Genomic DNA, 25341 nt, shown 5'->3' on the forward strand with positions numbered 1-25341 from the left:
AACCGCGCTTGTCCTGCCGTTCCTGCCACTGTATGCAAAGCGTGCGGGGCCCCGGCGAAGTTCCCGCGGGACGTACGCCGAGAGCGGATCGCGTAGCCTGCGTCCGGCCCTCCGCGGACGCCCTCCGGGCGCGGGGCGGGCCCGCGGAGACCGGGTCGTGGCCCGGGTTGTCAGTGGCGCGGTCCACAATGGTCCGCGACAGATCCGTCATTCGCTTCAGCAAGAGCGAGCCGGAGGGTGCGCGCCCCCTCGGCGAGCGACCAGATCAGGAGGAGCCGGCAGCGATGGCCCGCCGCAGCACGAAGACCCCGCCGCCCGACGATTCGTTCGAGGAGAGGATCCTCGACATCGACGTCGTGGACGAGATGCGTGGCTCCTACCTCGAGTACGCGTACTCGGTCATCTACTCGCGCGCCCTGCCGGACGCCCGTGACGGCCTCAAGCCCGTGCACCGCCGGATCGTGTACCAGATGAGCGAGATGGGCCTGCGCCCCGAGCGCTCGTACGTCAAGTGCGCGCGTGTCGTCGGCGAGGTCATGGGCAAGCTGCACCCGCACGGCGACGCGTCGATCTACGACGCCCTGGTGCGCATGGCGCAGCCGTTCTCCATGCGCGTGCCGCTGGTCGACGGGCACGGCAACTTCGGCTCCCTGGGCAACGACGACCCGCCGGCCGCCATGCGGTACACCGAGTGCCGGATGGCCGAGGCGGCGAGCCTGATGACCGAGTCGATCGACGAGGACACGGTCGACTTCGCGCCGAACTACGACGGCCAGGAGCAGGAGCCGCTGGCCCTGCCCGCGGCCTTCCCGAACCTGCTGGTCAACGGCGCCTCGGGCATCGCGGTCGGGATGGCGACGAACATGCCGCCGCACAACCTGCGCGAGGTGGTCGCCGCCGCCCGCCACCTGATCCGGTTCCCGGCCGCCGACCTCGACGCGCTGATGAAGCACGTCCCGGGCCCGGACCTGCCCACCGGCGGCCGGGTCGTCGGCCTGGACGGCATCCGGGACGCGTACGCGACCGGCCGCGGCACCTTCAAGATGCGCGCGACGGTCTCGGTCGAGGCCGTCACCGCCCGCCGCAAGGGCCTGGTGGTCACGGAACTGCCGTTCACGGTCGGCCCCGAGAAGGTCATCGCGAAGATCAAGGACCTGGTCAACGCGAAGAAGATCCAGGGCATCGCCGACGTCAAGGACCTCACCGACCGCGAGCACGGCCTGCGCCTGGTCATCGAGATCAAGAACGGCTTCGTGCCGGAGGCGATCCTGGAGCAGCTGTACAAGCTGACCCCGATGGAGGAGTCCTTCGGCATCAACAACGTCGCCCTGGTCGACGGCCAGCCCCTCACCCTGGGTCTGAAGGAGCTGCTGGAGGTCTACCTCGACCACCGCTTCGACGTGGTCCGGCGCCGCAGCGAGTTCCGCCGCGGCAAGAAGCGCGACCGGCTGCACCTGGTCGAGGGCCTGCTGACCGCGCTGGTCGACATCGACGAGGTCATCCGGATCATCCGCGCCAGCGAGAACTCCGCGCAGGCCAAGGAGCGCCTGATGGAGCGCTTCTCGCTGAGCGAGGCGCAGACGCAGTACATCCTCGACACACCGCTGCGCCGGCTCACCAAGTTCGACCGGATGGAGCTGGAGGCGGAGAAGGACAGGCTCACCGCGGAGATCGAGGAGCTGACCCGGATCCTGGAGTCGGACGCGGAGCTGCGCAAGCTGGTCTCGGCCGAACTGGCCGCCGTGTCGAAGAAGTTCGGCACCGACCGGCGCACGGTCCTGCTGGAGTCCGCGGGCAGCCCGGTGGCCGCCGTGCCGCTCCAGGTGGCCGACGACCCGTGCCGGGTGATGCTGTCCTCGACGGGGCTGCTGGCCCGTACGGCGACCGCCGAGCCGTTCCCGCAGGCGGCGGGCGCCAAGCGGGTCAAGCACGACGTGATCGTCTCGGCGGTGCCGGCGACCGCGCGCGGCGTGATCGGCGCGGTGACCTCGGCCGGTCGCCTGCTGCGCATCAACGTGGTCGACCTGCCGCAGCTGCCCGAGGCGGCCGGCGCCCCGAACCTCTCCGGAGGAGCCCCGCTGGCGGAGTTCGTCTCCCTGGAGGGCGACGAGACGGTGGTCTGCCTGACCACGCTGGACGAGTCGTCCCCCGGGCTCGCGCTCGGCACCGAGCAGGGTGTCGTCAAGCGGGTGGTGCCCGACTATCCGTCCAACAAGGACGAACTGGAGGTCATCACGCTCAAGGAGGGTGACCGGATCGTCGGCGGGGTGGAGCTGCGCACCGGCGAGGAGGACCTGGTGTTCATCACGGACGACGCGCAACTGCTGCGCTTCCAGTCCTCCATCGTCCGCCCGCAGGGACGCCCGGCGGGCGGCATGGCGGGCATCAAGCTCACCGAGGGCGCGAAGGTGATCTCCTTCACGGCGGTCGACCCGGCCGCCGACGCGGTGGTCTTCACGGTGGCGGGCTCGCGCGGCACGCTGGACGACTCGGTCCAGACGACGGCCAAGCTGACGCCGTTCGACCAGTACCCGCGCAAGGGCCGGGCCACCGGTGGCGTGCGCTGTCAGCGGTTCCTGAAGGGCGAGGACTGCCTGTCGCTGGGCTGGGCTGGCCAGGTTCCCGCGCGCGCGGCCCAGAAGAACGGCACCCCGGTGGAACTGCCGGATCCGGACCCGCGCCGGGACGGCTCGGGCACGTCGCTGGCGAAGACGGTCGCGGTGGTGGCGGGGCCGGTGTTCTAGGCGGGCGGGTCCTCCAGGTCGGCTTCCCCTTCGGCCGGTCCCCGTACATAGCGCAGGACGCCCCACATGCCGTGCTCGTCGGCGTGCGGGGCGTCGTTCGCGCACGCCTGCAGTTCCTTGCCGAGGACGTCCGTGTCGATGCCGGAGCCGATCAGCACGAGCTGGGTGAGGCGATCCTCGCCGGGCGGCCAGGGCTCCGGGTAGAAGCGCAGGAACCGGCCGACGGCGTGCACGGCGTAGCGGTTGGCGGGGTCGTACGGCCCGAAGTCGACGTACCCCTTGATCCGGTACAGCCCTTCGGGCCGGCTGTCCAGGAACCGCATGAGCCGGCGCGGGTCCAGGGGAACGCCGGAGGGGAAGGACAGGCTGTCGTATCCGGTGTGCAGGTGCCCGGCATGGTCCTCGTCGTCGGTGTGCTCGTGCAGGTCGTCGAAGGACAGCTGTCCGATGCGCTCCTCGCTCGGCCGGCAGTCGAAGAGGAGCTCGGGGTCGATGCGCCCGTAGGCGGCGGGGACGACGGCCGCGCGGTCGGTGAGGGAACGGACGAGCCCCAGGATCCGGTCGGCGTCGTCGGCACGGTCGAGCTTGTTGACGACGACCAGGTCGGCGAGGGCGAGGTGGCGGTCGATCTCGGGGTGCTTCGCGCGTGTGTCGTCGAACTCGGCGGCGTCGACGACCTCGACGAGGCCGCCGTAGACGATGCCCGGATGTTCGCTGGCGAGCACCATGCGCACGAGTTCCTGTGGCTCGGCCAGCCCGCTGGCCTCGATGACGATCACATCGATGCCGGTGGCGGGCGCGGCGAGCCGGTCCAGGTAGAGGTCGAGTTCGCCCACGTCGACGGCACAGCACAGGCAGCCGTTGCCGAGCGAGACGGTCGAGTCGCCGAGGGCGCCCGCGACGGCCATCGCGTCGATCTCGATGGCGCCGAAGTCGTTGACGATGACTCCGATCCGGCTGCCTCCGCTGCGGTGCAGCAGGTGGTTGAGGAGCGTGGTCTTGCCGGAGCCGAGGAATCCGGCGAGTACGACGACCGGGATCTGCCGCTGACCACGGCTGTTGTCCCGGCTGTTGTCCCGGCTGCTGTCCTGGCTGTTCGCCACGCTGTTCCCCAAGGGGGTGACCTCTCTCCTGTGATCCGGCTGCGGACCAGGATAAAAGGGTCTCCGAGGTGGGTGCGTCAGCCGGCGGCGGGCACCGCGACCGGCGGCGGGGGCCCCACATAGCGCGCCAGAGGGCGGATGATCTTGGAGTCGGCCGCCTGTTCCAGGACGTTGGCGCTCCAGCCCACCACCCGTGCCGCCGCGAAGGTGGGGGTGAACATCTCCCGGGGCAGTCCGCACAGTTCCATGACGACACCGGCGTAGAACTCGACGTTCGTGTGGAGTTCACGGCCGGGCTTCAGCTCGGCGAGGATCGCCTCCACCCGGCGCTCGACCTCCACCGCGAAGTCCACCCTCGGACCGCCGAAGCCGAGGGCGATCTCCCGCAGCATCCGCGAGCGAGGGTCCTCCGTGCGGTAGACGGCGTGCCCGAACCCCATGATCCGGTCGCCGGCGAGGACCCTCTCGCGGATCCAGGGGTCGATCCGGTCGGGCGTGCCGATCGCGTCCAGCGTGTCCAGGGCCCGGCTGGGCGCACCTCCGTGGAGCGGCCCGGACAGGGCGCTGACGGCACCGGACAGGCAGGCCGCGATGTCGGCACCCGTGGAGGCGATGACGCGCGCGGTGAAGGTTGACGCATTGAATCCGTGGTCGATGGTGGAGATGAGGTATTGCTCGACCGCACGGGCCCGGCGCGGATCCGGTTCCGAACCCGTCAGCATGTACAGGTAGTTGGCCGCGTGGGGAAGATCCTCGCGCGGCTCGACCGGGTCGAGACCGCGCCCGAGCCGGTACAACGCGGTGAGCAGGGTGGGTACGGCCGCGCACACGGCCACGGCGTCGGCACGCCGGCGGTCGGCGTCGATGTCGTACACGGGCCGCAAGCCCTGCGCGGCACCCAGCAGGGAGAGTGCCGTGCGCACCCCGGCCAGCGGTCCGGACAGCCGGCCGGCGGCGGCGATCGCGGGCAGGGCCGCGCGGACGTCCTCGGGCAGACGCCGCAGCGCTGCCGCCCCGGCGGCGAAGGCGGCGGCGCGGCGCGCGTCGGGCAGCGTGCCGTGGACCAGGAGATGCCAGACGTCCTCGAAGCTCCGGCCGCGCGCGAGGTCGACGGCCGAGTACTGCCGGTAGTGGTAGAAGCCCTCTCCGCCCCGGACGTCGCCGATCTCGGTCTGGGCGACGACGACGCCCGCGAGACCGCGCGGGGCGTCGATGAGCGGGGTGGCGGCCCTGTTGATGGTCATGATGTACCTCCTTGGACTTGATCCGACTGTCCATGCTTGACTTATCTGGTGTCAACGTTGATTCAATCAATGTATAGGGATCAAGGTGTGCAGAGGCGGCTACGGTGAGCCCCATGCGCGACCACGACACCGCTCCCCGCCGTCCCGGGCGCCGGCTGACCACCAGGGAGACCGCGGAACTGCTCGGCGTGAAGCCGGAGACGGTCTACGCGTACGTGAGCCGCGGACTGCTCAGCAGCAGACGCGAACCCGGCGGCCGGTCCAGCACCTTCGAGGCCGGGGAGGTGGAGGCCCTCGCCCGCCGCAACCGGCGCGAGGCGGCCGGGAGCCCCGGCTCCGGCGGCGACCTGTCCGTCCGCACCCGGATCACGCTCATCGAGGGGGACCGGTACTTCTTCCGCGGCGTGGACGCCGTCGAACTGGCCTCCCGGCACTCCTACGAGGAGGTCGCGGAGTGGCTGTGGACCGGCGTGCTGACCCCCGGGGTGACGTTCGCGGCACCCGAGGACTCCGTGAAGGTCGCCCGCCGCGCTGTGGACGCCCTGTCCGAGCACGCCTCACCCGTCGACCGGCTGCGGGTGGCGGCGGTCGCCATGGCGGCCGAGGACCCGCTGCGCTTCGACCTGTCCGAGGAGGCCGTGCTGAACACCGCGCGGGTTCTCATCCCCACCCTGGTGGCCGCGCTGCCGCCGGCCCGGCCAGGCCACCAGGACGACGGTCCCCTGGCACACCGCCTGTGGGGCCGCCTGACCGGCCGGCCGGCCGACGAGGCTTCGCTGCGCGTCCTGGACACCGCGCTGGCCCTGCTCGCCGACCACGACCTGGCCGCGTCCACGCTCGCGGTCCGGGTCGCCGCCTCGGCCCGGGCGCACGCGTACGCGGCCGTCTCGGCCGGGCTCGGCGTGCTGGAGGGCCCGCTGCACGGCGCGGCCAGCGGCCTGGCCCACCGGATGCTCCTGGACGTGCTCGACCAGGGAACGGCGGTCCCGGTGATCGCCGAGGAGCTGCGCGCCGGCCGCCGCGTCCCCGGCCTCGGCCACCGGCTGTACACGGGCGAGGACCCCCGCGCGCGGGTGCTGTTCGGTCTGCTGGAACAGGTCCCGCGCGCGGAGCCCGCGCTGCTCGCGGCCCGGGACGTCGTCGCCACGACCGCCCGGCACACGCCACTGCACGCCAACGTGGACCTGGCCCTGGCGGTGTTCACGGCGTCCTGCGGGATGCCGGCCACGGCCGGCGAGACGATCTTCGCCGTCGCCCGGACGGCGGGCTGGATCGCCCATGCCCTGGAGGAGTACGGCGAGCGCCCGCTGCGCATGCGGCCCAGCGGCCATTACGTCGGCCCGCGCCCGCCTCAGCCCCTCCCGGAGTAGAACACGCCGGGGCCGGAAGTCCCCACGCGCAGAGTCAGGTTAGGCTCACCTCTGTGAGTAGGTGTGCGACGGTTTCGCGGAGCCTTGACGAGCCGGTTTCCGGTACGGCGGCCACGGCGACGACGTGGCTGCTGCTGGAACAGCCCGGCCCGTGGGGCGCCAGGGCGCTCACTTCCAGCCACCTGGATCCCGTGCTCGGGCGGGCCCTGGAGGCCGCAGCCGACGGAACCGGCGTCCGGATCGCGCTCATCCGGCGCCCCGGACGCCATGCCGATCCCGGCTCACCCCCGATGCGGCAGGTGTATGCCGCGCACACCGTTCCCGGGCGTGTATGGCTGCACGCTGCCACCACCCGCGATCCCCAGCGGCTCCTCGATCTCGACTTCGCCGCCCTGGGAGCGGGCGACCACGACTCCTTCGGCGCGGCGCTCGGCGGACGGCCGCACCGGGGCGACCCGCTGGCGCTCGTGTGCACCAACGGCAAGCGCGACCGCTGCTGCGCCCTGCTGGGCCGCCCCCTCGCCACGGAGCTGGTCGCGTCAGGCGTGCGCGGTGTCTGGGAGGTCACCCATCTGGGTGGACATCGGTTCGCGCCCACGGTGCTCGTCCTGCCGTACGGATACGCCTACGGCCGCGCCGAGGCGCACACCGTCAAGGAGGCCCTCCACGGTGTCCGGCAGGGGCGTGTGGTGGTCGACGGGTGCCGGGGGTGCTCCGCGTGGGAACGGCCCGGCCAGGCGGCGGAGCTGGCCGTGCGGTCGGCCGCGCGCGAGTACCGGGCGGGTGTGCTGAGCGTCGTACGGACCGAGGGCACGGCCGCGCGCCGGGAGGTCACCGTGGCCCACGCCGACGGCCGCCGGTGGCGGGTCACCGTGGAGCAGAGGGCGTCACTGCCGCCACGCCAGGAGAGCTGTGGCGCGGGAGTGCTGGGTTCGCCCGCGCGGATGGACGTCGTCGAGGTGCGCGAACTGAGGCCGACGGCGCTGGCGAGCTAGCGGGCCGGCATGGCCGCCGTATCTGATCGCCGCGGTGACCGGTCAACAGGTTGACGGTCAATGTTCCGTTCGTCCGTTCCGTGGATGTTCGTCAATGATTGATCGCTGAGTCCGCCCGGATCAAGCGATCCACGCCAGACCCGCCGGGGTGCGTCCGGCCGCCCCACGTACCGTCGTGGGTATGAGCCCCACTCCCCCCGCGCGCCGTCTGCGCCTCGGTCTGCCCCGGCGGATGTTCTCCCAGGTGCTGCTGATGCAGGTGGCGATCGCCGCGGGCGTGGCGGTGCTCGCGACCGGGCTCTTCCTCGCGCCGCTGAGCAAGCAGCTGGACCAGGAGGCGATGCGCCGCGCGCTGGCCATAGCCGAGACCACGGCACAGGACCCGGAGATGTCCGAGGGCGTCCTGACCACCCGGCCGACCAGCGACGGCCCGGTGCAGAAGGAGGCCGAGCGGATCCGGAAGGCCACGCACGCCGAGTACATCGTGGTGCTCGACCGGCACTGGGTGCGCTGGTCGCACCCCACACCTTCGCAGATCGGCCAGATCGTCTCCACCGACCCCACCGACGCCCTGGGCGGCGAGGAGGTCATGGGCATCGACGAGGGCACCCTGGGACGCTCGGCCCGCGGCAAGGTGCCGCTGTACGACGCCGACCACCACGTCGTCGGCGCGGTCTCGGTCGGCATCGCCTACGACAGTGTGCGGGCGCGGCTGATCAGCGCGATACCGGGGCTGTTCGCGTACGCCGGCGGTGCGCTCGCGGTGGGCGCGCTGGCCGCCTGGCTGATCTCGCGCCGGGTCCAGCGGCAGACCCGGGACCTGGCCTTCTCGGACATATCGGCGCTGCTCTCGGAGCGCGAGGCGATGCTGCACGGCATCCGGGAGGGTGTGGTCGCACTGGACCGGAGCGGGCGCGTCCGGCTGCTCAACGACGAGGCACGACGGCTGCTGGGCATCGGGGACGAAGCCGTCGGGCGGACCCCGGACGAGGCGCTCGGCGCGGGCCGTACCACGGACGTGCTGGCCGGCCGGGTGACCGGCACCGATCTGCTCACCGTGCGCGGCCAGCGCGTCCTGATCGCCAACCGCATGCCCACCGACGACGGCGGCGCCGTGGCCACACTGCGCGACCGCACCGAACTGGAGCAGCTGGGGCGCGAACTCGACTCCACGCGTGGGCTGATCGACGCCCTGCGCGCCCAGGACCACGAGCACGCCAACCGCATGCACACCCTGCTGGGGCTGCTGGAGCTGGAGATGTACGACGACGCCGTGGAGTTCGTCGGTGAGGTGGTCGGGGACCACCGGGCCACCGCCGAGCAGGTCACGGAGAAGATCCAGGACCCGCTGCTGGCCGCGCTGCTGGTCGGCAAGGCGACCGTGGCGGCCGAGCGCGGGGTCGCCCTGTGGGTGTCGGAGCACACCCGGCTCCCCGACCGGCTGATCGATCCCCGGGGGCTGGTCACCATCGTGGGCAACCTCGTGGACAACGCCCTCGACGCGGTCGCCGGCACACCGCACGCGCGCGTGGAGACGGAGTTGCGTGCGGGGGGCCGTGCGGTCGTCCTCCGGGTGCGCGACACAGGTCCCGGAATCCCGGAGGACCAACGGGACCTGATCTTCACGGAGGGCTGGTCCACCAAGAAGCCTCCCGCGCACGGCAAGCGGGGCATCGGGCTCTCCCTGGTACGCCGGCTCGCCGAACGGCAGGGCGGGAGCGCGGCCGTGGGCGCGGCGGCCGGCGGTGGTGCGCAGTTCACCGTGGTCCTGCCCGAGGCGTTGACCGAGCCGGCACCGGAGCCGGCGCTCACCGGCTCCGCGGAGCCCCCGGCGCAGACGGCGAACGTCCCGGCCACCACCGAGGAGGAGGCGTGATGATCGAAGTGCTGGTCGTGGACGACGACACCCTGGTGGCGCGGGTCAACGCCGCCTACGTGGAAAAGGTGCCGGGCTTCCATGTGGCCGCGGAGGCGCACAACGCGGCCGACGCGCTGCGCCAGGTGGAGAGCCTGCCGCGGCTCGACCTCGTCCTGATGGACCACTACCTGCCCGACGACACCGGTCTCGCGGTCGTCCAGGAGATGCGCCGGCGCGGCCACCAGACCGATGTGATCATGGTGACGGCGGCGCGGGACGTCTCGACGGTGCAGGCCGCCATGCGGCAAGGGGCGTTGCAGTACCTGGTGAAACCGTTCGCCTTCGCCGGTCTGCGGGCCAAGCTGGAGGCCTACGCCGAGCTGCGGCGCACCCTGGACGGCGGTGGCGAGGCCGAGCAGGCGCAGGTGGACCGCATCTTCGGCGCCCTGTCCGCCCCGTCGGAGCCCGAGCTGCCCAAGGGGCACTCCCCCACGACGGCGGAGCTGGTGCGCCAGGCCCTGCTGAACGCCGAACGCCCGCTGTCCGCTCAGGAGATCGCCGAGCGGACGGGGGTGAGCCGGCAGACCGCTCAGCGGTATCTGAAGCTCCTGGAGCGCACCGGCCGGGCCCGGCTGACCCTCAAGTACGGTGACGCGGGCCGCCCGGAACACCGGTACGTGTGGGCGACCCGCGCCTGACCTGGAGTCACGCGGCGGTCACTTGACCGCCTTGACGAACTCCGTCGTGTACGTCTTGCTCAAGTCGACCTTCGCGTTCTTGATGTTGGGGTTGAACGCCTTGAGGACCTTCTCGACGGTCTCGGGGCCGCCCTGGGGCATCACACCGTCGTCGGTGAACATCGGCAGGGTGCTTTTGACGGCCTGCGCGTACAGGGCCTTGTCGCCCTGGGAGTAGTCGGCGGGCATCTTGGCGGCGATCTCGTCGGCGCTGTGGGTGGACATCCACTTGAGCGTCTTGACGAATGCGTTGACCAACTTCTGGACGGTGTCCTTGTGTCCGTTCACCCAGTCCGTCTGCATGTACAGGCTCGACGACGGATAGGGGCCGCCCAGCGCTTCCTGCGAACCCTTTGGGGTACGCATGTCGATGAGGATCTTCCCGGCTTTCTTGTCCAGGATCGTCGCGACGGTGGGGTCGGTGGTCATGCCGCCGTCGATCGCGCCCTTCTGGAGCGCCGCGATGAACGTCGGGCCGGCGCCCACGGCGACCGGCGTGAACTCACTGACCTGCACTCCGTTCTTGACGGCGAGGTACTTGGTGAGGAAGTCGGTCGACGAACCGAGCCCGGTCACCCCCAGTTTGCGGCCCTTGAAGTCCTTCGGTGAGGTGAGGTCGCCGGCCGCCTCGTCCGAGACGACCTCGACCTCGCCGGGCGCGTGCGAGAACTGCACGACCGACTCCACCGCCTTGCCCTTCACCTGGAGGTCGAGGGTGTGGTCGTAGAACCCGACCGCTCCCTGTACCTGGCCGGAGACGAGCGCGGTCTCGGCCTGGACCCCGGCGGGTTCACTGAGGAGCTGGACGTTCAGTCCCTCGGCCTGGAAGTGGCCCAGGCGCTGGGTGAGCATCGCCGGCAGGTAGATGACCTTGTCCAGGCCACCGACCATGATCTTGACGGTCTCGCCGTTGGCGCCGCCCCCGCCGCTGCCGGTGTCGGCCGTGGAGCTCGCCGCGTCGTTGGCGCAGGCGGTGAGCGAGGAGAGGGCGAGCAGTCCGGCGGCGGTCAGGGAGACGTATCTGGCGGTCGTGCGCATGCGGTTCACGTCCTTGTGGGAGAGCGGTGCGGGTGCGGGGAGGGAGGGGGCCGGTTCAGCTGTCCGAGCCGGCCGGCCTCCAGCGGAAGATGCGGCGCTCGGCGAAGGTCAGCAGGCCCTCCGCGACGAGGGCGACGACCGCGAGGATGACCATCGCGGCGTACACGCCGGCGGCGTTGAAAGTGTTCTGCGACTGCGCGACGAGCAGTCCGATGCCCTTGGTCGCGCCGATGTACTCGCCGACGATGGTGCCGATGAGCGCGAAGCCGAAACTGACGTGAAGGCTGGTGAAGATCCAGGACGTGGCCGACGGGATGACCACCTGCAGGGTCACCCGACGGTCGCTCGCGCCCAGGACGCGGGCGTTGGCCACGAGGTTGCGGTCCACCTCACGGGCGCCCTGGAAGGCGTTGAAGAACACCGGGAAGAAGACCAGCACCACGGCGGAGGCCACTTTGGACGACGGTCCCAGGCCGAACCAGATCAGGAAGATCGGCGCCAGGACGATCCTGGGGATCGAGTTGAGCACCTTGATGTAGGGACCGAGGACCTCGGCGAGCAATCTGATCCGCCCGAGCGCGATGCCGAGGAGTACACCGGTGACCACCCCGAGCCCCCAGCCGAGCAGCGCCTCGTACAGCGTGTACCAGACCTGCTCGCCCAGGGAGCCGAGCGCTGTCCCGTGGGTCACCCAGGTGTCGATCTGGTCCCAGATCTTCGAGGGCATCGAGAAGTTGAACGGATCGATGACCTTGGCGCGGGACAGCCCTTCCCACAGCCCGAGGACGGCAGCCAGGAGCACCACGCGCGCGGCGTTGACGAGGAGCCTGCGCCGGCGTGCGGCCCGGGCGCGGGTCTGCTCGCGACCGGGCGTCTTGGCGGTGCCGACGACCGGGGTACTGAGAACCTCAGGCGGCATGGGCGGCACCTCTCTCGCGGGTGATACGGACCTCTTCGCCGAGGGACTCCCAGATCTCGCGGTAGATCTCGACGAACCGCGACTGCAGGCGTACCGACTCCACCTTCCGCGGGCGGGGCAGGTCGACGTCGAAGACCTGCTTCACGGTGGCCGGTCCGGCGGTCATCACGACGACCCTGTCGGCCAGCGCGATGGACTCCTCCAGATCGTGGGTGACGAAGACGACGGAGGCGCCGGTGCCCTCCCACAGCTCCAGCAACTCGTCCGACATCAGCGCCCGGGTCTGCACGTCGAGCGCCGAGAACGGTTCGTCCATCAGAAGGATCTCGGGGTCGTTGACGAAGGTGGCCGCCAGGGCGACGCGCTTGCGCTGACCGCCCGAGAGCTGGTGGGGATAACGGTCCTCGAAGGCGGCGAGTCCGACCCGGGCCAGCCAGTCACGCGCCTTCTCCCTGGCGTCCGCCTTGGGTACACCCCGGAACCGCGGACCCGCCATGACGTTCGACAGGACCGTGCGCCAGGGGAAGGTGGCGTCCTGCTGGAAGACGAAGCCGACCTTGTCGCCGACGCCGTCGACCGGCTCCCCCGCCACCAGCACCTCGCCCTCGGTGGGCTCCTCCAGGCCGCTGACCAGCGTCAGGGTGGTGGACTTGCCGCACCCGGTAGGGCCCACGACGGCCACGAACTCCCCGCGCCCGACGGTGAGGTCCAGACCGCGCACGGCTGTGTGCAGTCCCCCGGACGGGGTGCTGAAGGTCTTGCTCGCGCCCCGCAGCTCGATGGCGGGGCCGGTGTGTGCGCTCATGGGCCGGGACGGTAGGTGTGACCCCGGCCACGGCAGGAGTCTTGTGAGCGCAAGCCATTCTTTTGCTCGTAGGAGCCTGTTGTGCTCGTTTTGCTCGCGCTAGAACTGCGGAGCCGAAGGCACGGGCTCGGCGCTCGCCGGCCTTGAAGGAGAGGCCTGATGATTGACGTCCTGGTGGTGGACGACGACTTCCGCGTCGCCGACATCAACGCCAAGTACGTGGGAAAGGTTCCCGGCTTCCGGGTGACCGCACGCGCCCACAGTGCCGCCCAGGCACTGGCCGCCGTCGAACGCGGGACCGTCGACCTGGTCCTGCTCGACCACTACCTGCCGGACCGCACCGGACTGGAGCTCGTCCACCGCATGCGGGAGCAGGGCCACGGCGCCGACGTCATCATGATCACAGCGGCCAGCGATGTGACGACGGTCCAGCAGGCGATGCGGATGGGCGCCCTGCACTACCTGGTCAAACCGTTCACCTTCGCCGCACTGCGCGCCCGTCTGGACTCCTACGCCGCCCTGCGCCGCACGGTCGACCGGGTGGGCGGCCGCGGTCTGACGGGGCAGGAACAGATCGACCGGATCTTCGGCGCCCTGCGCACCGCTCCCGCCCCGTCCGCGCCCGGCCTGCCGACCGGCCATTCCTTGCCCACGACCGACCTGATCTGCGGCGTCCTGCACCGCGCCGACCATCCGCTCTCGGCCCACGAGGTGGCCGCCCGGACCGGTCTGAGCCGTTCCACCGCCCAGCGCTACCTCCGTCACCTGGAACAGGCGGGCCGCCTCCGCCTGTCCCTGAGGTACGGCGACACCGGCCGCCCGGAACACCGTTACGCCTGGGTGGCGCCGTAACGACCGGCGGCCGGCGGCCGTCCTACACGGCTCCGGCCCCGGTCAGCGAGCGCACTTCCGTCTCCGCGTACCTGGCCTCGTCCGCTGCCTCGTCCGAGGTGACCGTGCCCAGCCAGCCCGCGAGGAAGCCCAGCGGGATGGAGACGACACCGGGGTTCTCCAGCGGGAAGTACTGGAAGTCGACGCCCGGGAACAGCGACTCCGGGCTGCCGGACACCACCGGGGACAGCAGGACGAGCCCGATCGCCGGAAGCAGCCCGCCGTACACCGCCCACACCGCGCCGCGCGTGGTGAAGCCGCGCCAGAAGAGCGAGTAGAGCAGGACCGGCAGGTTCGCCGACGCGGCGACCGCGAAGGCGAGGCCGACGAGGAAAGCGACGTTGAGGTCGCGGGCCAGCAGACCGAGCCCGATCGCCACGACGCCGACCCCGACCGCCGCCCACCGTGCCACCGCCACCTCACTGCGCGGGGCCCTGCCGCGGGGGCGTCGCAGCGACGCGTACAGGTCATGGGCGACCGAGGCGGAGGAGGCGAGCGTGATACCCGCGACCACCGCGAGGATCGTGGCGAAGGCCACCGCGGCGACCACCGCGAACAGCACGGTGCCACCCGTGGTGCCCGCCCCGCCGCCCAGGTCCAGGGCCAGGAGGGGCACCGCGGTGTTGCCGGCCGCGTTGGAGGCGCGCACGGCCCGCGGCCCCACCAGTGCCGCCGCACCGAAGCCGAGGACGATCGTCATCAGATAGAAGCTGCCGATCAAGCCGATGGACCACACCACGGAACGACGGGCGGCCCGCGCGGTCGGCACGGTGTAGAAGCGGGACAGGATGTGCGGCAGGCCGGCCGTGCCCAGCACCAGGGCGAGCCCCAGGCTGATGAAGTCGAGCCGTGCGGTCCAGTCCCCGCCGTACTTCAGTCCCGGCGACAGGAACGCCCTCCCATGGCCGCTGCGGTCCGCGGCGGTGAGCAGCAGCCGGTCGACGTCGCCGTGGAAACGCAGCAGGACGAGCACGGTCAGCACGACCGTCCCGCTGAGCAGCATGACCGCCTTCACGATCTGGATCCACGTGGTGGCCCGCATCCCACCCAACGACACGTAGATCACCATGAGCGCGCCGACGCCGATGACCGCCCACACCCGGGCCCCACCGCTCGTCCGCCCCAGCAGCAGCGCCACCAGGCTGCCGGCGCCGACCATCTGCGCCACCAGGTACAGCACGGACACCATGACCGAGGACGTTCCCGCGGCGATCCGCACGGGCCGCTCGCTCATCCGCGCGGCCACCACGTCGGCCAGGGTGAACCGTCCGCAGTTGCGGACCAGTTCCGCGACCAGGAACAGCACGACCAGCCACGCCACGAAAAAGCCCACGCCGTACAGCAGCCCGTCGTACCCGTACAGCGCGATGAGGCCGGAGATTCCGAGGAAGGAGGCTGCCGACATGTAGTCACCCGCGATGGCAAAACCATTCTCCATCGGACTGAACAACCGCCCGCCGGCATAGAACTCCTCCGCCGACCCGCGCCGCCTGCGGCCCACCCAGGTCGTGATCCCGAGAGTGACCGCCACGAACACGCTGAACAGCAGCAGCGCCAGAGTCTGATGGTCGCCCGTCACAGGGTGCCCCTCCGCGCTCCGCGGGCCAGTTCCTGGGTGTCCCAGCGCAACTCCAGCGCGGCCCGGTCCCGGCGCAGCCGCGCATGCCGGGCGTAGGCCCAGGTGAGCAGGAACGTCGTGAGGAACTGGCCGAGGCCCGCGACCATCGCCACGTTCACCGCCCCCGCCACGGGTCGCGCCATGAGTCCGGGTGCGGTCGTCGCCGCCACCACGTACCCCACGTACCAGACCAGGAAGGCGGCGGTCCCGGGCACCACGAACCGCCGGTAGCTGCCGCGCACCTCCCGGAACGCCTGACTGCGCTGCACTTCGACGTACACATCACGGGCTCGCACCCCCGGCACGCCGGCCTCACCACGTGCGGGCGGCACGGCCGGCGCCGGCATACCGGCCCCGTCCAGGTCGCCCCAGCCACCGGCCAGCGCGTCGTACCAGGGGTCCTCGTACGTCACGTCGCGGGAGGGCGCGCCCTGGTCTTCCTGGTCCCGGCCCGAACTCTCGGGACCGTCCCCGGCTCCGCGGGGACGACCGTTGCTTGACTGCATGCCCAAGGATGGACAGAACGGAAGATCCCTGACTCTTCATCCTCCCGCTCTTCACCCCATCAGGTGACTCACCCGATGGGCGGCCGCACCAGCCCTTTGCCGTAGGCGTAACGCACGGCCTGTGCCCGGTCCTTGAGGCCCGTCTTGGCGAAGAGGTTGTTGATATGTGTCTTCACCGTCGCGGTCGACACATGCAGTCTGCGAGCGATCTCCTGATTGGTGAACCCCTCGGCGATCAGCACCAGTACTTCGGTCTCCCGTGCGGTGAGTCCGTCGAGCGCCTCGCCGGCCGCGGGGACGGCCTCGGACTCAGGCTGCGACAACCGCTCCAGCAACCGGCGCTGGATACTCGGCGACAGCCCCGCGTCCCCCGACAGCACACTGTGCACAGCACGGACGATCTCGTCACCGCCCGCGTCCTTGGTCAGGTATCCCCGGGCACCGGCCCTCAGCGCGGGGAACAACGACTCGTCGTCCGCGTAGGTGGTGAGCACCACGACCTGGGTCGCGGGGTACTGCGCCCTGATCCGCCGTGTGGCCTCCACGCCGTCGCAGCGGGGCATCCTGAGGTCCATCAGGACGACATCGGGAGCGAGTTCCCCGACCAGCCGCACCGCTTCCTCGCCGTCTCCGGCGGCCCCCACGACCTCCACGCCGGGCAACAGCCCGAGCAGCATCACGATGCCCTCACGCACCACGGTCTGGTCGTCGGCCACCACCACTCGCGCGGGTTTCTTCTCCTCCTCCGTCTCCGTCATACGGGCACCTTCAGCGTCACCACGAACCCCTCCTCGTCCGGTCCCGCGTCCAACGAACCGCCCAGCAGTTCGGCGCGCTCCCGCATGCCCAGCAGACCGTACCCGCCTCCGGTTCCGTTGAGATCGCCCGGCCGGCCGCCGAAGTCGCGGACGCTCAACGTCACTTCGTGCTCGCTGTAGTCGAGCCGCACGTCCACCCTGGCGCCCTGGGCGTGCTTACGGACGTTGGTCAGCGCCTCCTGCGCGACCCGCCGCACGGCCTGGGACGCCTCTGCCGGCAGGTTCCTGCGTTCACCTGTGACGGTGACCCCGGCGCCGTCGGCCGCGCTGACGAGTTCGGCCAGGAAGTCCTCAAGAGGTGTCAGTTCGCCCCGCAGTGCGGACAGCGCCTGCCGGGTCTCGGCGAGGCCGTCACGGGCCATCCCCCGGGCGGCCACCACGCGCTCCAGGATCCGTTTGCGATCCGCGCCCTTCTCGATCAGCAGTCGAGCCGCCTCCAGGTGCACGAGCTGCGCCGAGAGGCTGTGCGCCAGCACGTCGTGGATGTCGCGCGCGATACGGGCCCGTTCGGCGAGTGCCGCGGACTCGGCCTCGGCCGCGCGGGCGGCGCGCTCCTGGGCGAGCAGCCGCTGCGAACTGCCCCGGGCTTCCGCGTCCAGCCGCAGGACGTACCCGGCGAGGGCCATGCCGGCCACCGTGGCGGCCGTGGTCAGCCAGACGTCATTGGTGAACGCGGAGTACGAGGCCAGCGCCACCGCCGTCACAGGGACCGCCGCCCCGAGCGGCAGCCGTTCCAACGCGGCGACCCCGCAGGCGCACCAGACCACGAGGGCGGGGCGTCTGAATCCTGTCACCTCAGCGGCCACCGCGACGCCCAGGAGCACACCCATGAGCGCGAGCGAGGGCACCAGCCGGTGCTCGTAGGTCGTCCGGAAGAAGGCCCAGGAGACGAGACCGGCGAGGGCGACTCCCGCCGCCGCGACGAGCGCCCCCCAGACGCCGACGTGCCGCTGGCTGAAGGCGCCCCACAGGAGGATGCCCAGCAGGAGCAGTCGGACGGCCCGGACGATGAGGCGCCGGGGACGGCTGATGCCGACGTGACCGAGTGCCTCACGTGACGGCCAGCGTGTCCAGGTGTTGTCCCTCACACGCGCTCCTCCCACGCCGACCGCTTGCCGTCACCGTACGCCGGGGCCGGACTGCTCGCGGCACCCGACGGCTGCGCCCGCCAGGCCAGGATCCCGCTGCGGATCAGCAGGGTGCCGGCGAGGCCGAGCATCAGTGCGGAGCTGTCCTGGTGCAGGCCGAGCGCGGAGCCGAGTGCGAAGACACCGGCTCGCAGGGCTATGCCCACGCCCCAGACAGCGACGCTCGCCTTGGTGCTCCTGCTCCACACGATGCCGTCCGGCGCCGTCCAGATACGGGTGGTCCAGCCCCAGCCGACGCCGGTGGCCAGGCCGATGAGCAGCTCGACCGCGAGCAGCACGGCCGACTCCGCCCGATGGTGGGCGTCGAGGATGCCGGGCTTGCGCAGCGCGACGACGGCGAGGATCACGGGTAGCAGCCACCAGCGGCGGTCTGTGTTGATCGGGTGGGCACGGAACTGCCGTGCGATCACTATGGCGACGACGCCCACGATCACCAGCGCGTTGACGAACCCGGACATCAGAACCTCCGTGGGCGAGAAGGCGGTGGCGGAGCGAGTGCTGCCGACGCCTTCGAAGCTACGGAAATCCGCAGGTCGGGGGATCGGAGCCCGGGTGGATCACGGGTGGAACCTTCGAGCGGCCCCCCTCCACCCGCAGGTGGAGAAACCCGGGGCGGAAAGCCCCGGGCGGAGAAGCCCGGGCGGAGGAATACGCGGGTAGGAAAACCGCAGGTGGAGCAGTCTTCGAGCCGGGCATTGACAGCCGAAGCCCGACCTCTCGGCCGAGCCCCAGGCCGTCAGCCCGAGCCCGAAGCAGGAGCTCCAAGCCCAGAGCAGCGGCTACGCGTCGATGCGTGACCGGTCCAGCGTCGCGGCCGAGCTGGAGATGAACTCCTTGCGGGGCGCGACGTCGTTACCCATCAGCAGGTCGAAGACTCCTTCGGCGGCTTCCAGGTCGGAGAGGTTGATGCGGCGCAGGGTGCGGTGGCGCGGGTCCATCGTGGTCTCCGCCAGCTGGTCGGCGTCCATCTCGCCCAGACCCTTGTAGCGCTGGATGGAGTCCTTGTGCCGGATGCCCTTGCTCTGGAACTCCATGAGCTTGTCACGCAGCTCGCGGTCGGAGTACGTGTAGACGTACTTGTCCTGGCCCTTCTTCGGCTGGACCAGCTCGATGCGGTGCAGCGGCGGCACGGCGGCGAAGACCCGGCCGGCCTCGACCATGGGCCGCATGTAGCGCTGGAACAGCGTGAGCAGCAGACACCGGATGTGGGACCCGTCCACATCGGCGTCGGTCATCATGATGATCTTGCCGTACCGGGCCTGGTCGATGTCGAAGGTGCGGCCCGAGCCCGCTCCTATGACCTGGATGATCGCGCCGCACTCGGCGTTCTTGAGCATGTCGGTCACCGAGGACCGCTGCACGTTGAGGATCTTGCCCCGGATCGGCAGCAGAGCCTGGAACTCGGAGTTCCGCGCCAGCTTGGCCGTACCGAGCGCGGAGTCGCCCTCCACGATGAACAGCTCGCTGCGGTCGACGTCGTCGCTGCGGCAGTCGGCGAGCTTGGCCGGCAGGGACGACGACTCCAGGGCCGTCTTCCGGCGCTGGGCGTCCTTGTGCTGGCGGGCCGCGACGCGGGTGCGGGCGGCGGCGACGACCTTCTCCATGACGACACGGGCCTGCGCCGCGGCGTCACGCTTGGTGGCCGTCAGGAACGCCTTCAGCTCGCTCGTGACCACGTTGTTCACGATGCGGCGGGCAGCCGAGGTGCCGAGGACCTCCTTGGTCTGACCCTCGAACTGCGGCTCGGCCAGGCGAACAGTGACGACGGCGGTGAGGCCCTCCAGGGCATCGTCCTTGACGATGTTGTCCTCGGCCACGCGCAGCAGCTTCTTGGCGCGCAGCACATCGTTCATCGTCTGGGTGAGGGCCTGTTCGAAGCCGGTGACATGCGTACCGCCCTTGGGGGTGGCGATGATGTTGACGAACGACCTGACCGTCGTGTCGTAGCCGGTGCCCCAGCGCAGCGCGATGTCCACGCCCAGCTCGCGGGTGACCTCGGTCGGGGTCATCTGGCCGTGGTCGTCCAGGACCGGGACGGTCTCCTTGAAGGTGCCCTTGCCCGAGAAGCGGAGGACGTCGCAGATCGCCTTGTCGTTGGCCAGGTACTCGCAGAACTCGCTGATGCCGCCGTCGAAGCGGAAGGACTCCTCCCCCTTGCTGCCGCCCTCGCCGAGGCCGAACTCGTCCCGCACGACGATGGTCAGGCCGGGTACCAGGAACGCGGTCTGCCGGGCGCGCTGGTGCAGGTGCTCCAGGGAGAGCCTGGCGTCCTTGAGGAAGATCTGCCGGTCGGCCCAGTAACGCACGCGCGTGCCGGTACGGGTCTTGGGGATCTTCTTGGCCTTGCGCAGGCCGCTGCCGGCCTCGAACTTCGCCTCGGCACCGTCGGCGGCGAAGGCACCGGGCACGCCGCGCCGGAAGCTGATGGCGTGCGCGTGGCCCCCCCGGTCCACCTCGACGTCGAGACGCGCGGAGAGCGCGTTGACCACGGAGGCGCCGACACCGTGCAGACCGCCGGAGGCCGCGTAGGAGCCACCGCCGAACTTTCCGCCGGCGTGCAGCTTGGTCATGACGACCTCGACGCCGGACAGGCCGGTCTTCGGCTCCACGTCCACGGGGATGCCGCGGCCGTTGTCGCGCACCTCCACGGAGCCGTCGTCGTGAAGGATCACCTCGATGTGGTCGCAGTAGCCCCCGAGGGCCTCGTCCACGGAGTTGTCGATGATCTCCCACAGGCAGTGCATGAGACCGCGGCTGTCGGTCGAGCCGATGTACATGCCCGGACGTTTCCGCACGGCTTCGAGGCCCTCGAGGACGAGCAGGTGCCGCGCGGTGTAGTTGGAACCGTCCCGGTCTGCTCCTGCCAGCAGCGCTGTGGACGGCACGGACGTATCGGCGGTCACGCGGTTCGCTCCTCGCTGAATTTCAGATGGCCCCCTTCTGGGTAAGGGGGCGGCTTCGGTCGCCGCTCAGAGGGTACCGAGCCCTGGTAGGGCCGGTGTAACGCCACCCTCGTCGGGAACTCACACTAGTCCAGGCTCGCATACGTGTTCGATCCCTCGATGGAGTGAAGTACATATCACGTTCCCTTCGGGGCATGAACCATTTAGGCTCCGGGCACGTCCTCATGAACAACCGGCAACCCAGCCGGGAGGACGAGACAGCAAGCAAGACAGCGCGAAACCGTAAGCACACAAGACACGCAATACGGCACATTCGCCGCCAACCGGCAGCAGGCAGCCGCCCCGGAAAGTTTTTTTCGAAAAGAAGCCACGAGCGGGAACGTTTTCGGGCTGGTTGGATGTTGACCCTGGTACGACAGCTCGTCGAGCTAGAGAAGAGGCGACGTGACTACTGTTCTGACCCCCGCGAGCCCACTGACGGCCGCCGATCGCTGCGACCGCTGCGGCGCCCAGGCATACCTGCGCGTGGTCCTGCTCAGCGGCGGAGAACTGCTCTTCTGCGCCCACCACGGTCGCAAGTTCGAGCCGGAACTCAAGAAGATCGCCGCTGAGATACAGGACGAGACGGAGCGGCTGACGTCCGTTCCGAACACCGTTTCCGAAGAAGAGCGCTGAATCTCGCACCACGACGAGCCAGCCCCGGCACAGGCCGGTGAACGGGCGGCCGCTCCCACAACCAGGAGCGGCCGCCCGCGCTCATGTCCGCGCACGCCCTCACAGGCCCCTGCCGGGCCGCTGACGGGCCGCTGTGGCCGGTCCCAGCGCCCGCACGACCTCGGAGACGCGCGTGTACACCCCGGGGAGCCCTGGCCGCCCGCAGCCGCTCCCCCAGGACACGAGGCCGATCAGCCGCCCTCCGGCCACCAGAGGCCCGCCGCTGTCCCCCTGACAGCCGTCGGGCCCGCCGGCGGCCTCACCGGCGCACAGCATCGTGTCGGCCTGGTAGGCGCCCTCGGGGCCGCCCGGGTAGGCCTTGGCGCACAGCTCGTCGGAGAGTACGCGCACGCGTGCGGCCTGTAGCCGCCGCGCGTAGTCCCCTCCGCCGGTCGTGTCGCCCCATCCGGACACCAGTGCATCCGTGCCGGGTGTGTAGGCCGGGTCGCCCGGGCCCGCCATGGCGATGACCGCGCTCTGCGGCAGCTCTCCGGCGAGTGTGAGGACGGCGAAGTCGCCGGAGCTGGTCCTGGCGTCGTACCGGGGGTTGATCCGGACGTCCTGTACGGCGATCTCCTCACCCTGGGCCGACAGCAGGTCCGTGCGGCCCGCGATGACCTTGAGGTCGGGCACCCGGTTCGGCGGCGACCCGAGGACCTCCCCGGACAGACAGTGGGCCGCGGTGAGCACGGTGCTGCGACCGACGGCCACGGCACCGCAGAACTGCCCCGCGCGCGTACCTCCGAACCGGTCACGGCTGGCCAGTGCCACCGTCCAGGGGGCCTGCGAGACATCGATCGGGAACCCCCCGACGACCACGCCGCCGGCGACCGCCGGAGCCGCGTTCACCAGGGGTATCGAGGCAACGGTGGCCGCCAGGATCAACGGTCGGATCAGTGCCCGGGCAATGGAACGACGCATGCATGCTCCTCACTCTGAGGTCCTCCTGGGGGACCAAGAGTGATCCAAGAGGCGCGAGCGCGCAGCACGAAGACCCGGCTCCCGCGTGGGGAACCGGGTCTTCGACGTCGTACGGCCGCGACCTAGTCGAGGTAGTCGCGCAGCACCTGGGAACGCGACGGGTGGCGCAGCTTCGACATGGTCTTGGACTCGATCTGGCGGATGCGCTCACGCGTCACGCCGTACACCTTGCCGATCTCGTCGAGGGTCTTCGGCTGACCGTCGGTGAGGCCGAAGCGCATGGAGACGACGCCGGCCTCGCGCTCGGACAGGGTGTCCAGCACGGAGTGCAGCTGCTCCTGCAGGAGCGTGAAGCTGACCGCGTCCGCGGGGACGACGGCTTCGGAGTCCTCGATGAGGTCACCGAACTCGCTGTCGCCGTCCTCGCCCAGCGGGGTGTGCAGCGAGATGGGCTCGCGGCCGTACTTCTGGACCTCGATGACCTTCTCCGGGGTCATGTCGAGTTCCTTGGCCAGCTCCTCCGGGGTGGGCTCGCGGCCCAGGTCCTGGAGCATCTGGCGCTGCACGCGCGCGAGCTTGTTGATGACCTCGACCATGTGCACCGGGATACGGATGGTGCGGGCCTGGTCGGCCATGGCGCGGGTGATCGCCTGACGGATCCACCAGGTGGCGTACGTGGAGAACTTGTAGCCCTTGGTGTAGTCGAACTTCTCGACCGCGCGGATCAGACCGAGGTTGCCCTCCTGGATGAGGTCCAGGAAGAGCATGCCGCGGCCGGTGTAGCGCTTGGCCAGGGAGACCACCAGACGGAGGTTGGCCTCCAGGAGGTGGTTCTTGGCGCGGCGGCCGTCCTCGGCGATGATCTCCAGCTCACGCTTGAGCTTCGGGGCGAGCTTGTCGGCGTTCGCCAGCTTGTCCTCGGCGAACAGGCCCGCCTCGATGCGCTTGGCCAGCTCGACTTCCTGCTCGGCGTTGAGCAGGGGGACCTTGCCGATCTGCTTCAGGTAGTCCTTGACCGGGTCGGCGGTGGCACCGGCCGCGGCGACCTGCTGCGCGGGCGCGTCGTCCTCGTCCTCGTCGGACAGGACGAAGCCGGCGCTCTCGGCACCCTCGGGCTCGTCGGCGACCTTGGTGTCCTCGAGCACCTCTTCCTCGAGAAGCTCGGCGTCGTCCTTCTTGCCCGCGGTCTTCTTGGCGGCCGTCTTCTTCGCGACGGCCTTCTTGGCGACCGTCTTCTTGGCGGTCGCCTTCTTGGCAGCGGCCTTCTTGGCGGGTGCCTCTTCCTCGCCGGAGTCGGCAACGGCCGGAGCGGCGGGCGCCGCGGGGGCCGCCGTGGTGGCGGTGGCCTTCCTGGTGGTCACCGTCTTGGCCGCGACCGTCTTGGTGGCGGTGCGCTTCGCCGGGGTCTTCGCTGCGACGCTCTTGCGGGTGCGCTTGGGCTCTGCGGCACTGACCATCAGCGTCACACCCTCTTCCTCAAGAATCTGGTTGAGGCTGCGCAGTACGTTCTTCCACTGAGTGGCCGGAATCTGGTCAGCTTCGAAGGCCCGACGCACATCGTCGCCGGCGATCTGCCCCTCAGCCTTTCCCCGCTCAATGAGCGCCATGACAGAGACGGACTCGGCGATCTCCGGCGGGAGCGTACGGGATGTGCTGGCCGACACGAACAACCTCTCGGAACGTTGGAAAACGGCTTCCGGCACCGTCCACTGCGGACAGGAGCCGACCACCGGCCTGGGGATGGGCCGACGGCGCGGGCGGGGGCCGGGGAAGGTGCACAGCGCCTTGTTCAGCGTCTGTATTCCCTCCGCGGCTATCACCTCTTAGGTCATCGCGCTGTCTCCACAAGCGTTACGCCCAATCTGCGTGGCCCGAGTCACACCCCGTAAGCGGTCAAAAGCGTTCAGACATACACATAAGAGATCATCCGTGGCACCCGCTCCGGCGGCGCACCCATGGCCGAGGCGGTCCGGCGCACCGCCGGGCCCCGCCGGGCCCGGCCGGACTCCAGAAGGTCCGGCAGGGTCCGGCGACGGCCGGGACCAGGGCCCGGCGCCGCCATGAGCACCACGAGGACGCCGCACACCGGCGACCGCACCGCACCCCTCGCGGGGTCAGTGCTCGCGCGGTGCGGGCACCACGCGCTCCACCTCGGGGTGGACCGTGAGCAGCTGCCGCATGGCCGCCTCCGCCGCGGTGCCGTCGCCGGTGCCGAGCGCGTCGACGATCCGCGCATGCTGCGCGAGGGAGGCCTCGTTCGGCCGGTCGCAGCCGGTGACCGGGCCGCCGGAGACCTGCAGCGCCGCCGAGACGATGCCGGAGAGGTGCTCCAGCATGCGGTTGCCCGCGATCTGGATGAGCAGTCCGTGGAACTCGGTGTCGGCGCGCGAGTAGGTGAGGGCGTCGCCCTGGGCCATGGCGTGGCTCATGATCTCGACCATGTCGCAGAGGCGCTGCTGCACCTCCTCGCGCCCATGTCCGGCGGCGAGGCGGGCGGCGAGCGGCTCGATCGTCCAGCGCAGCTCACTCAGCTCCCGGCGCTGGTCGTCGCGCTGCGGCCCGAAGGCCCGCCATTCGATGATGTCCGGGTCGAGGAGGTTCCAGTCGCTGACGGGACGCACGCGCGTGCCGACGTTCGGGCGGGCGCTGACCAGGCCCTTGGCCTCGAGGACGCGGAGGGACTCGCGGACGACGGTCCGGGAGACCTCGAAACGCTGGCCGATCTCCTCCGGCACCAGCGGACGGTCCGCGCCCAGGTCGCCGGAGACGATCATCTGCCCCAACTGCTGGACGAGTTGGCCGTGCAGTCCGCGTCCGCGGCTGCCCGCGGCCCGTCGGCCTACACGGCCCAGCTCGGGCTCCCCGGCGTCCCAGGCGGGTGTACTGACGCGGTCGGCCACGTGGGCTTCGGCGTAGGGGTAGCGGTCGAGTTCGCCCGGGCCGGCCAGACCGGAGTCGGTGGAGCGGGCGGCGGTCATCATGGTGTGCGCAAGGGTACTCACGGATCCT

General features: G+C 70.7%; 21 protein-coding genes. 7 read left to right on the forward strand and 14 right to left on the reverse strand.

Annotated features, from left to right (window positions below):
- Positions 1-284 precede the first annotated feature (284 nt).
- The gene (locus AB0B40_RS18805; RefSeq protein WP_362264570.1) at positions 285-2744 is read left to right on the forward strand and encodes a DNA topoisomerase IV subunit A; all 2460 of its coding nucleotides are present in this window, start codon (positions 285-287) and stop codon (positions 2742-2744) included.
- Here AB0B40_RS18805 and AB0B40_RS18810 read toward each other — a convergent pair.
- Positions 2741-3847, reverse strand: a complete 1107-nt coding sequence (locus AB0B40_RS18810) for a GTP-binding protein (RefSeq protein ID WP_345052183.1) — start codon at positions 3845-3847, stop codon at positions 2741-2743. The two genes, AB0B40_RS18805 and AB0B40_RS18810, sit on opposite strands and share 4 nt — an antisense overlap.
- Positions 3848-3924: 77 nt before the next feature.
- Positions 3925-5091, reverse strand: coding sequence for a citrate synthase (locus tag AB0B40_RS18815; protein ID WP_362264572.1), 1167 nt, complete (start codon positions 5089-5091; stop codon positions 3925-3927).
- A gap of 113 nt (positions 5092-5204) precedes the next feature.
- Here AB0B40_RS18815 and AB0B40_RS18820 point away from each other — a divergent pair, with 113 nt between their 5' ends.
- The 4 genes from AB0B40_RS18820 to AB0B40_RS18835 all read left to right on the forward strand — a co-directional run bounded on the left by AB0B40_RS18820 (position 5205) and on the right by AB0B40_RS18835 (position 10012).
- Positions 5205-6461, forward strand: a complete 1257-nt coding sequence (locus AB0B40_RS18820) for a citrate synthase (protein ID WP_345052188.1) — start codon at positions 5205-5207, stop codon at positions 6459-6461.
- A 53-nt stretch (positions 6462-6514) separates the two neighbouring features.
- Complete coding sequence (locus AB0B40_RS18825; protein WP_345052190.1) at positions 6515-7456, forward strand: sucrase ferredoxin; 942 nt, start codon at positions 6515-6517, stop codon at positions 7454-7456.
- Between the two features lie 181 nt (positions 7457-7637).
- Positions 7638-9332 carry a sensor histidine kinase gene (locus tag AB0B40_RS18830; protein WP_362264573.1) on the forward strand — a complete coding sequence of 565 codons (1695 nt, stop codon included), beginning with the start codon at positions 7638-7640 and terminating at the stop codon, positions 9330-9332.
- On the forward strand, positions 9332-10012 hold the full coding sequence (locus AB0B40_RS18835) for a response regulator (protein WP_345052196.1): 681 nt from the start codon (positions 9332-9334) through the stop codon (positions 10010-10012). The genes AB0B40_RS18830 and AB0B40_RS18835 overlap by 1 nt, the downstream gene beginning before the upstream one ends.
- A gap of 18 nt (positions 10013-10030) precedes the next feature.
- Here the strand turns inward: AB0B40_RS18835 and AB0B40_RS18840 are convergent, their stop codons facing one another.
- Genes AB0B40_RS18840 through AB0B40_RS18850 form a run of 3 tightly spaced genes read right to left on the reverse strand, consistent with a single transcriptional unit; the run spans position 10031 to position 12813 of the window.
- On the reverse strand, positions 10031-11089 hold the full coding sequence (locus AB0B40_RS18840; RefSeq protein ID WP_345052198.1) for an ABC transporter substrate-binding protein: 1059 nt from the start codon (positions 11087-11089) through the stop codon (positions 10031-10033).
- A 55-nt stretch (positions 11090-11144) separates the two neighbouring features.
- Positions 11145-12008 (reverse strand): ABC transporter permease, encoded by an 864-nt coding sequence (locus AB0B40_RS18845; RefSeq protein ID WP_362264575.1) that lies wholly within the window; start codon positions 12006-12008, stop codon positions 11145-11147.
- Positions 11998-12813 (reverse strand): ABC transporter ATP-binding protein, encoded by an 816-nt coding sequence (locus tag AB0B40_RS18850; protein ID WP_345052203.1) that lies wholly within the window; start codon positions 12811-12813, stop codon positions 11998-12000. The genes AB0B40_RS18845 and AB0B40_RS18850 overlap by 11 nt, the downstream gene beginning before the upstream one ends.
- A 159-nt stretch (positions 12814-12972) precedes the next feature.
- Between AB0B40_RS18850 and AB0B40_RS18855 the strand changes: the two genes are divergently transcribed.
- The gene (locus tag AB0B40_RS18855) at positions 12973-13665 is read left to right on the forward strand and encodes a response regulator (RefSeq protein WP_345052206.1); all 693 of its coding nucleotides are present in this window, start codon (positions 12973-12975) and stop codon (positions 13663-13665) included.
- A 22-nt stretch (positions 13666-13687) separates the two neighbouring features.
- On the opposite strand, the gene AB0B40_RS18860 is transcribed toward AB0B40_RS18855, so the two are convergent.
- The 6 genes from AB0B40_RS18860 to AB0B40_RS18885 form a co-directional block, all read right to left on the reverse strand.
- The gene (locus tag AB0B40_RS18860) at positions 13688-15283 is read right to left on the reverse strand and encodes a cation acetate symporter (protein WP_345052209.1); all 1596 of its coding nucleotides are present in this window, start codon (positions 15281-15283) and stop codon (positions 13688-13690) included.
- A complete protein-coding gene (locus AB0B40_RS18865; protein ID WP_345052212.1) occupies positions 15280-15828 on the reverse strand; it encodes a DUF485 domain-containing protein in 549 nt (182 codons plus the stop codon). The genes AB0B40_RS18860 and AB0B40_RS18865 overlap by 4 nt, the downstream gene beginning before the upstream one ends.
- Positions 15829-15896: 68 nt before the next feature.
- Positions 15897-16586 (reverse strand): response regulator transcription factor, encoded by a 690-nt coding sequence (locus AB0B40_RS18870; RefSeq protein WP_345052215.1) that lies wholly within the window; start codon positions 16584-16586, stop codon positions 15897-15899.
- On the reverse strand, positions 16583-17734 hold the full coding sequence (locus tag AB0B40_RS18875) for a histidine kinase (RefSeq protein WP_345052218.1): 1152 nt from the start codon (positions 17732-17734) through the stop codon (positions 16583-16585). Before AB0B40_RS18875 ends, AB0B40_RS18870 begins: the two co-directional genes overlap by 4 nt.
- Positions 17731-18252, reverse strand: coding sequence for a DUF1453 domain-containing protein (locus tag AB0B40_RS18880; RefSeq protein WP_345052221.1), 522 nt, complete (start codon positions 18250-18252; stop codon positions 17731-17733). The genes AB0B40_RS18875 and AB0B40_RS18880 overlap by 4 nt, the downstream gene beginning before the upstream one ends.
- A gap of 321 nt (positions 18253-18573) precedes the next feature.
- Complete coding sequence (locus tag AB0B40_RS18885; protein ID WP_345052224.1) at positions 18574-20697, reverse strand: DNA topoisomerase IV subunit B; 2124 nt, start codon at positions 20695-20697, stop codon at positions 18574-18576.
- Positions 20698-21141: 444 nt separating this feature from the next.
- On the opposite strand from AB0B40_RS18885, the gene AB0B40_RS18890 reads away from it, so the two are divergent.
- A complete protein-coding gene (locus tag AB0B40_RS18890; RefSeq protein ID WP_030342923.1) occupies positions 21142-21372 on the forward strand; it encodes a hypothetical protein in 231 nt (76 codons plus the stop codon).
- Between the two features lie 99 nt (positions 21373-21471).
- Here the strand turns inward: AB0B40_RS18890 and AB0B40_RS18895 are convergent, their stop codons facing one another.
- From AB0B40_RS18895 to AB0B40_RS18905, 3 genes are all read right to left on the reverse strand, one after another.
- Complete coding sequence (locus AB0B40_RS18895) at positions 21472-22332, reverse strand: serine protease (RefSeq protein WP_362264578.1); 861 nt, start codon at positions 22330-22332, stop codon at positions 21472-21474.
- A gap of 122 nt (positions 22333-22454) precedes the next feature.
- A complete protein-coding gene (locus AB0B40_RS18900; protein WP_345052231.1) occupies positions 22455-23996 on the reverse strand; it encodes an RNA polymerase sigma factor in 1542 nt (513 codons plus the stop codon).
- Positions 23997-24446: 450 nt separating this feature from the next.
- Positions 24447-25334: a FadR/GntR family transcriptional regulator gene (locus AB0B40_RS18905; RefSeq protein WP_345052234.1), complete on the reverse strand. Its 888-nt coding sequence runs from the start codon at positions 25332-25334 to the stop codon at positions 24447-24449.
- Positions 25335-25341 lie beyond the last annotated feature (7 nt).

Origin of the sequence: Streptomyces sp. NPDC042638 (genome assembly GCF_040647235.1) — a bacterium.
GTDB lineage: Bacteria > Actinomycetota > Actinomycetes > Streptomycetales > Streptomycetaceae > Streptomyces > Streptomyces rameus.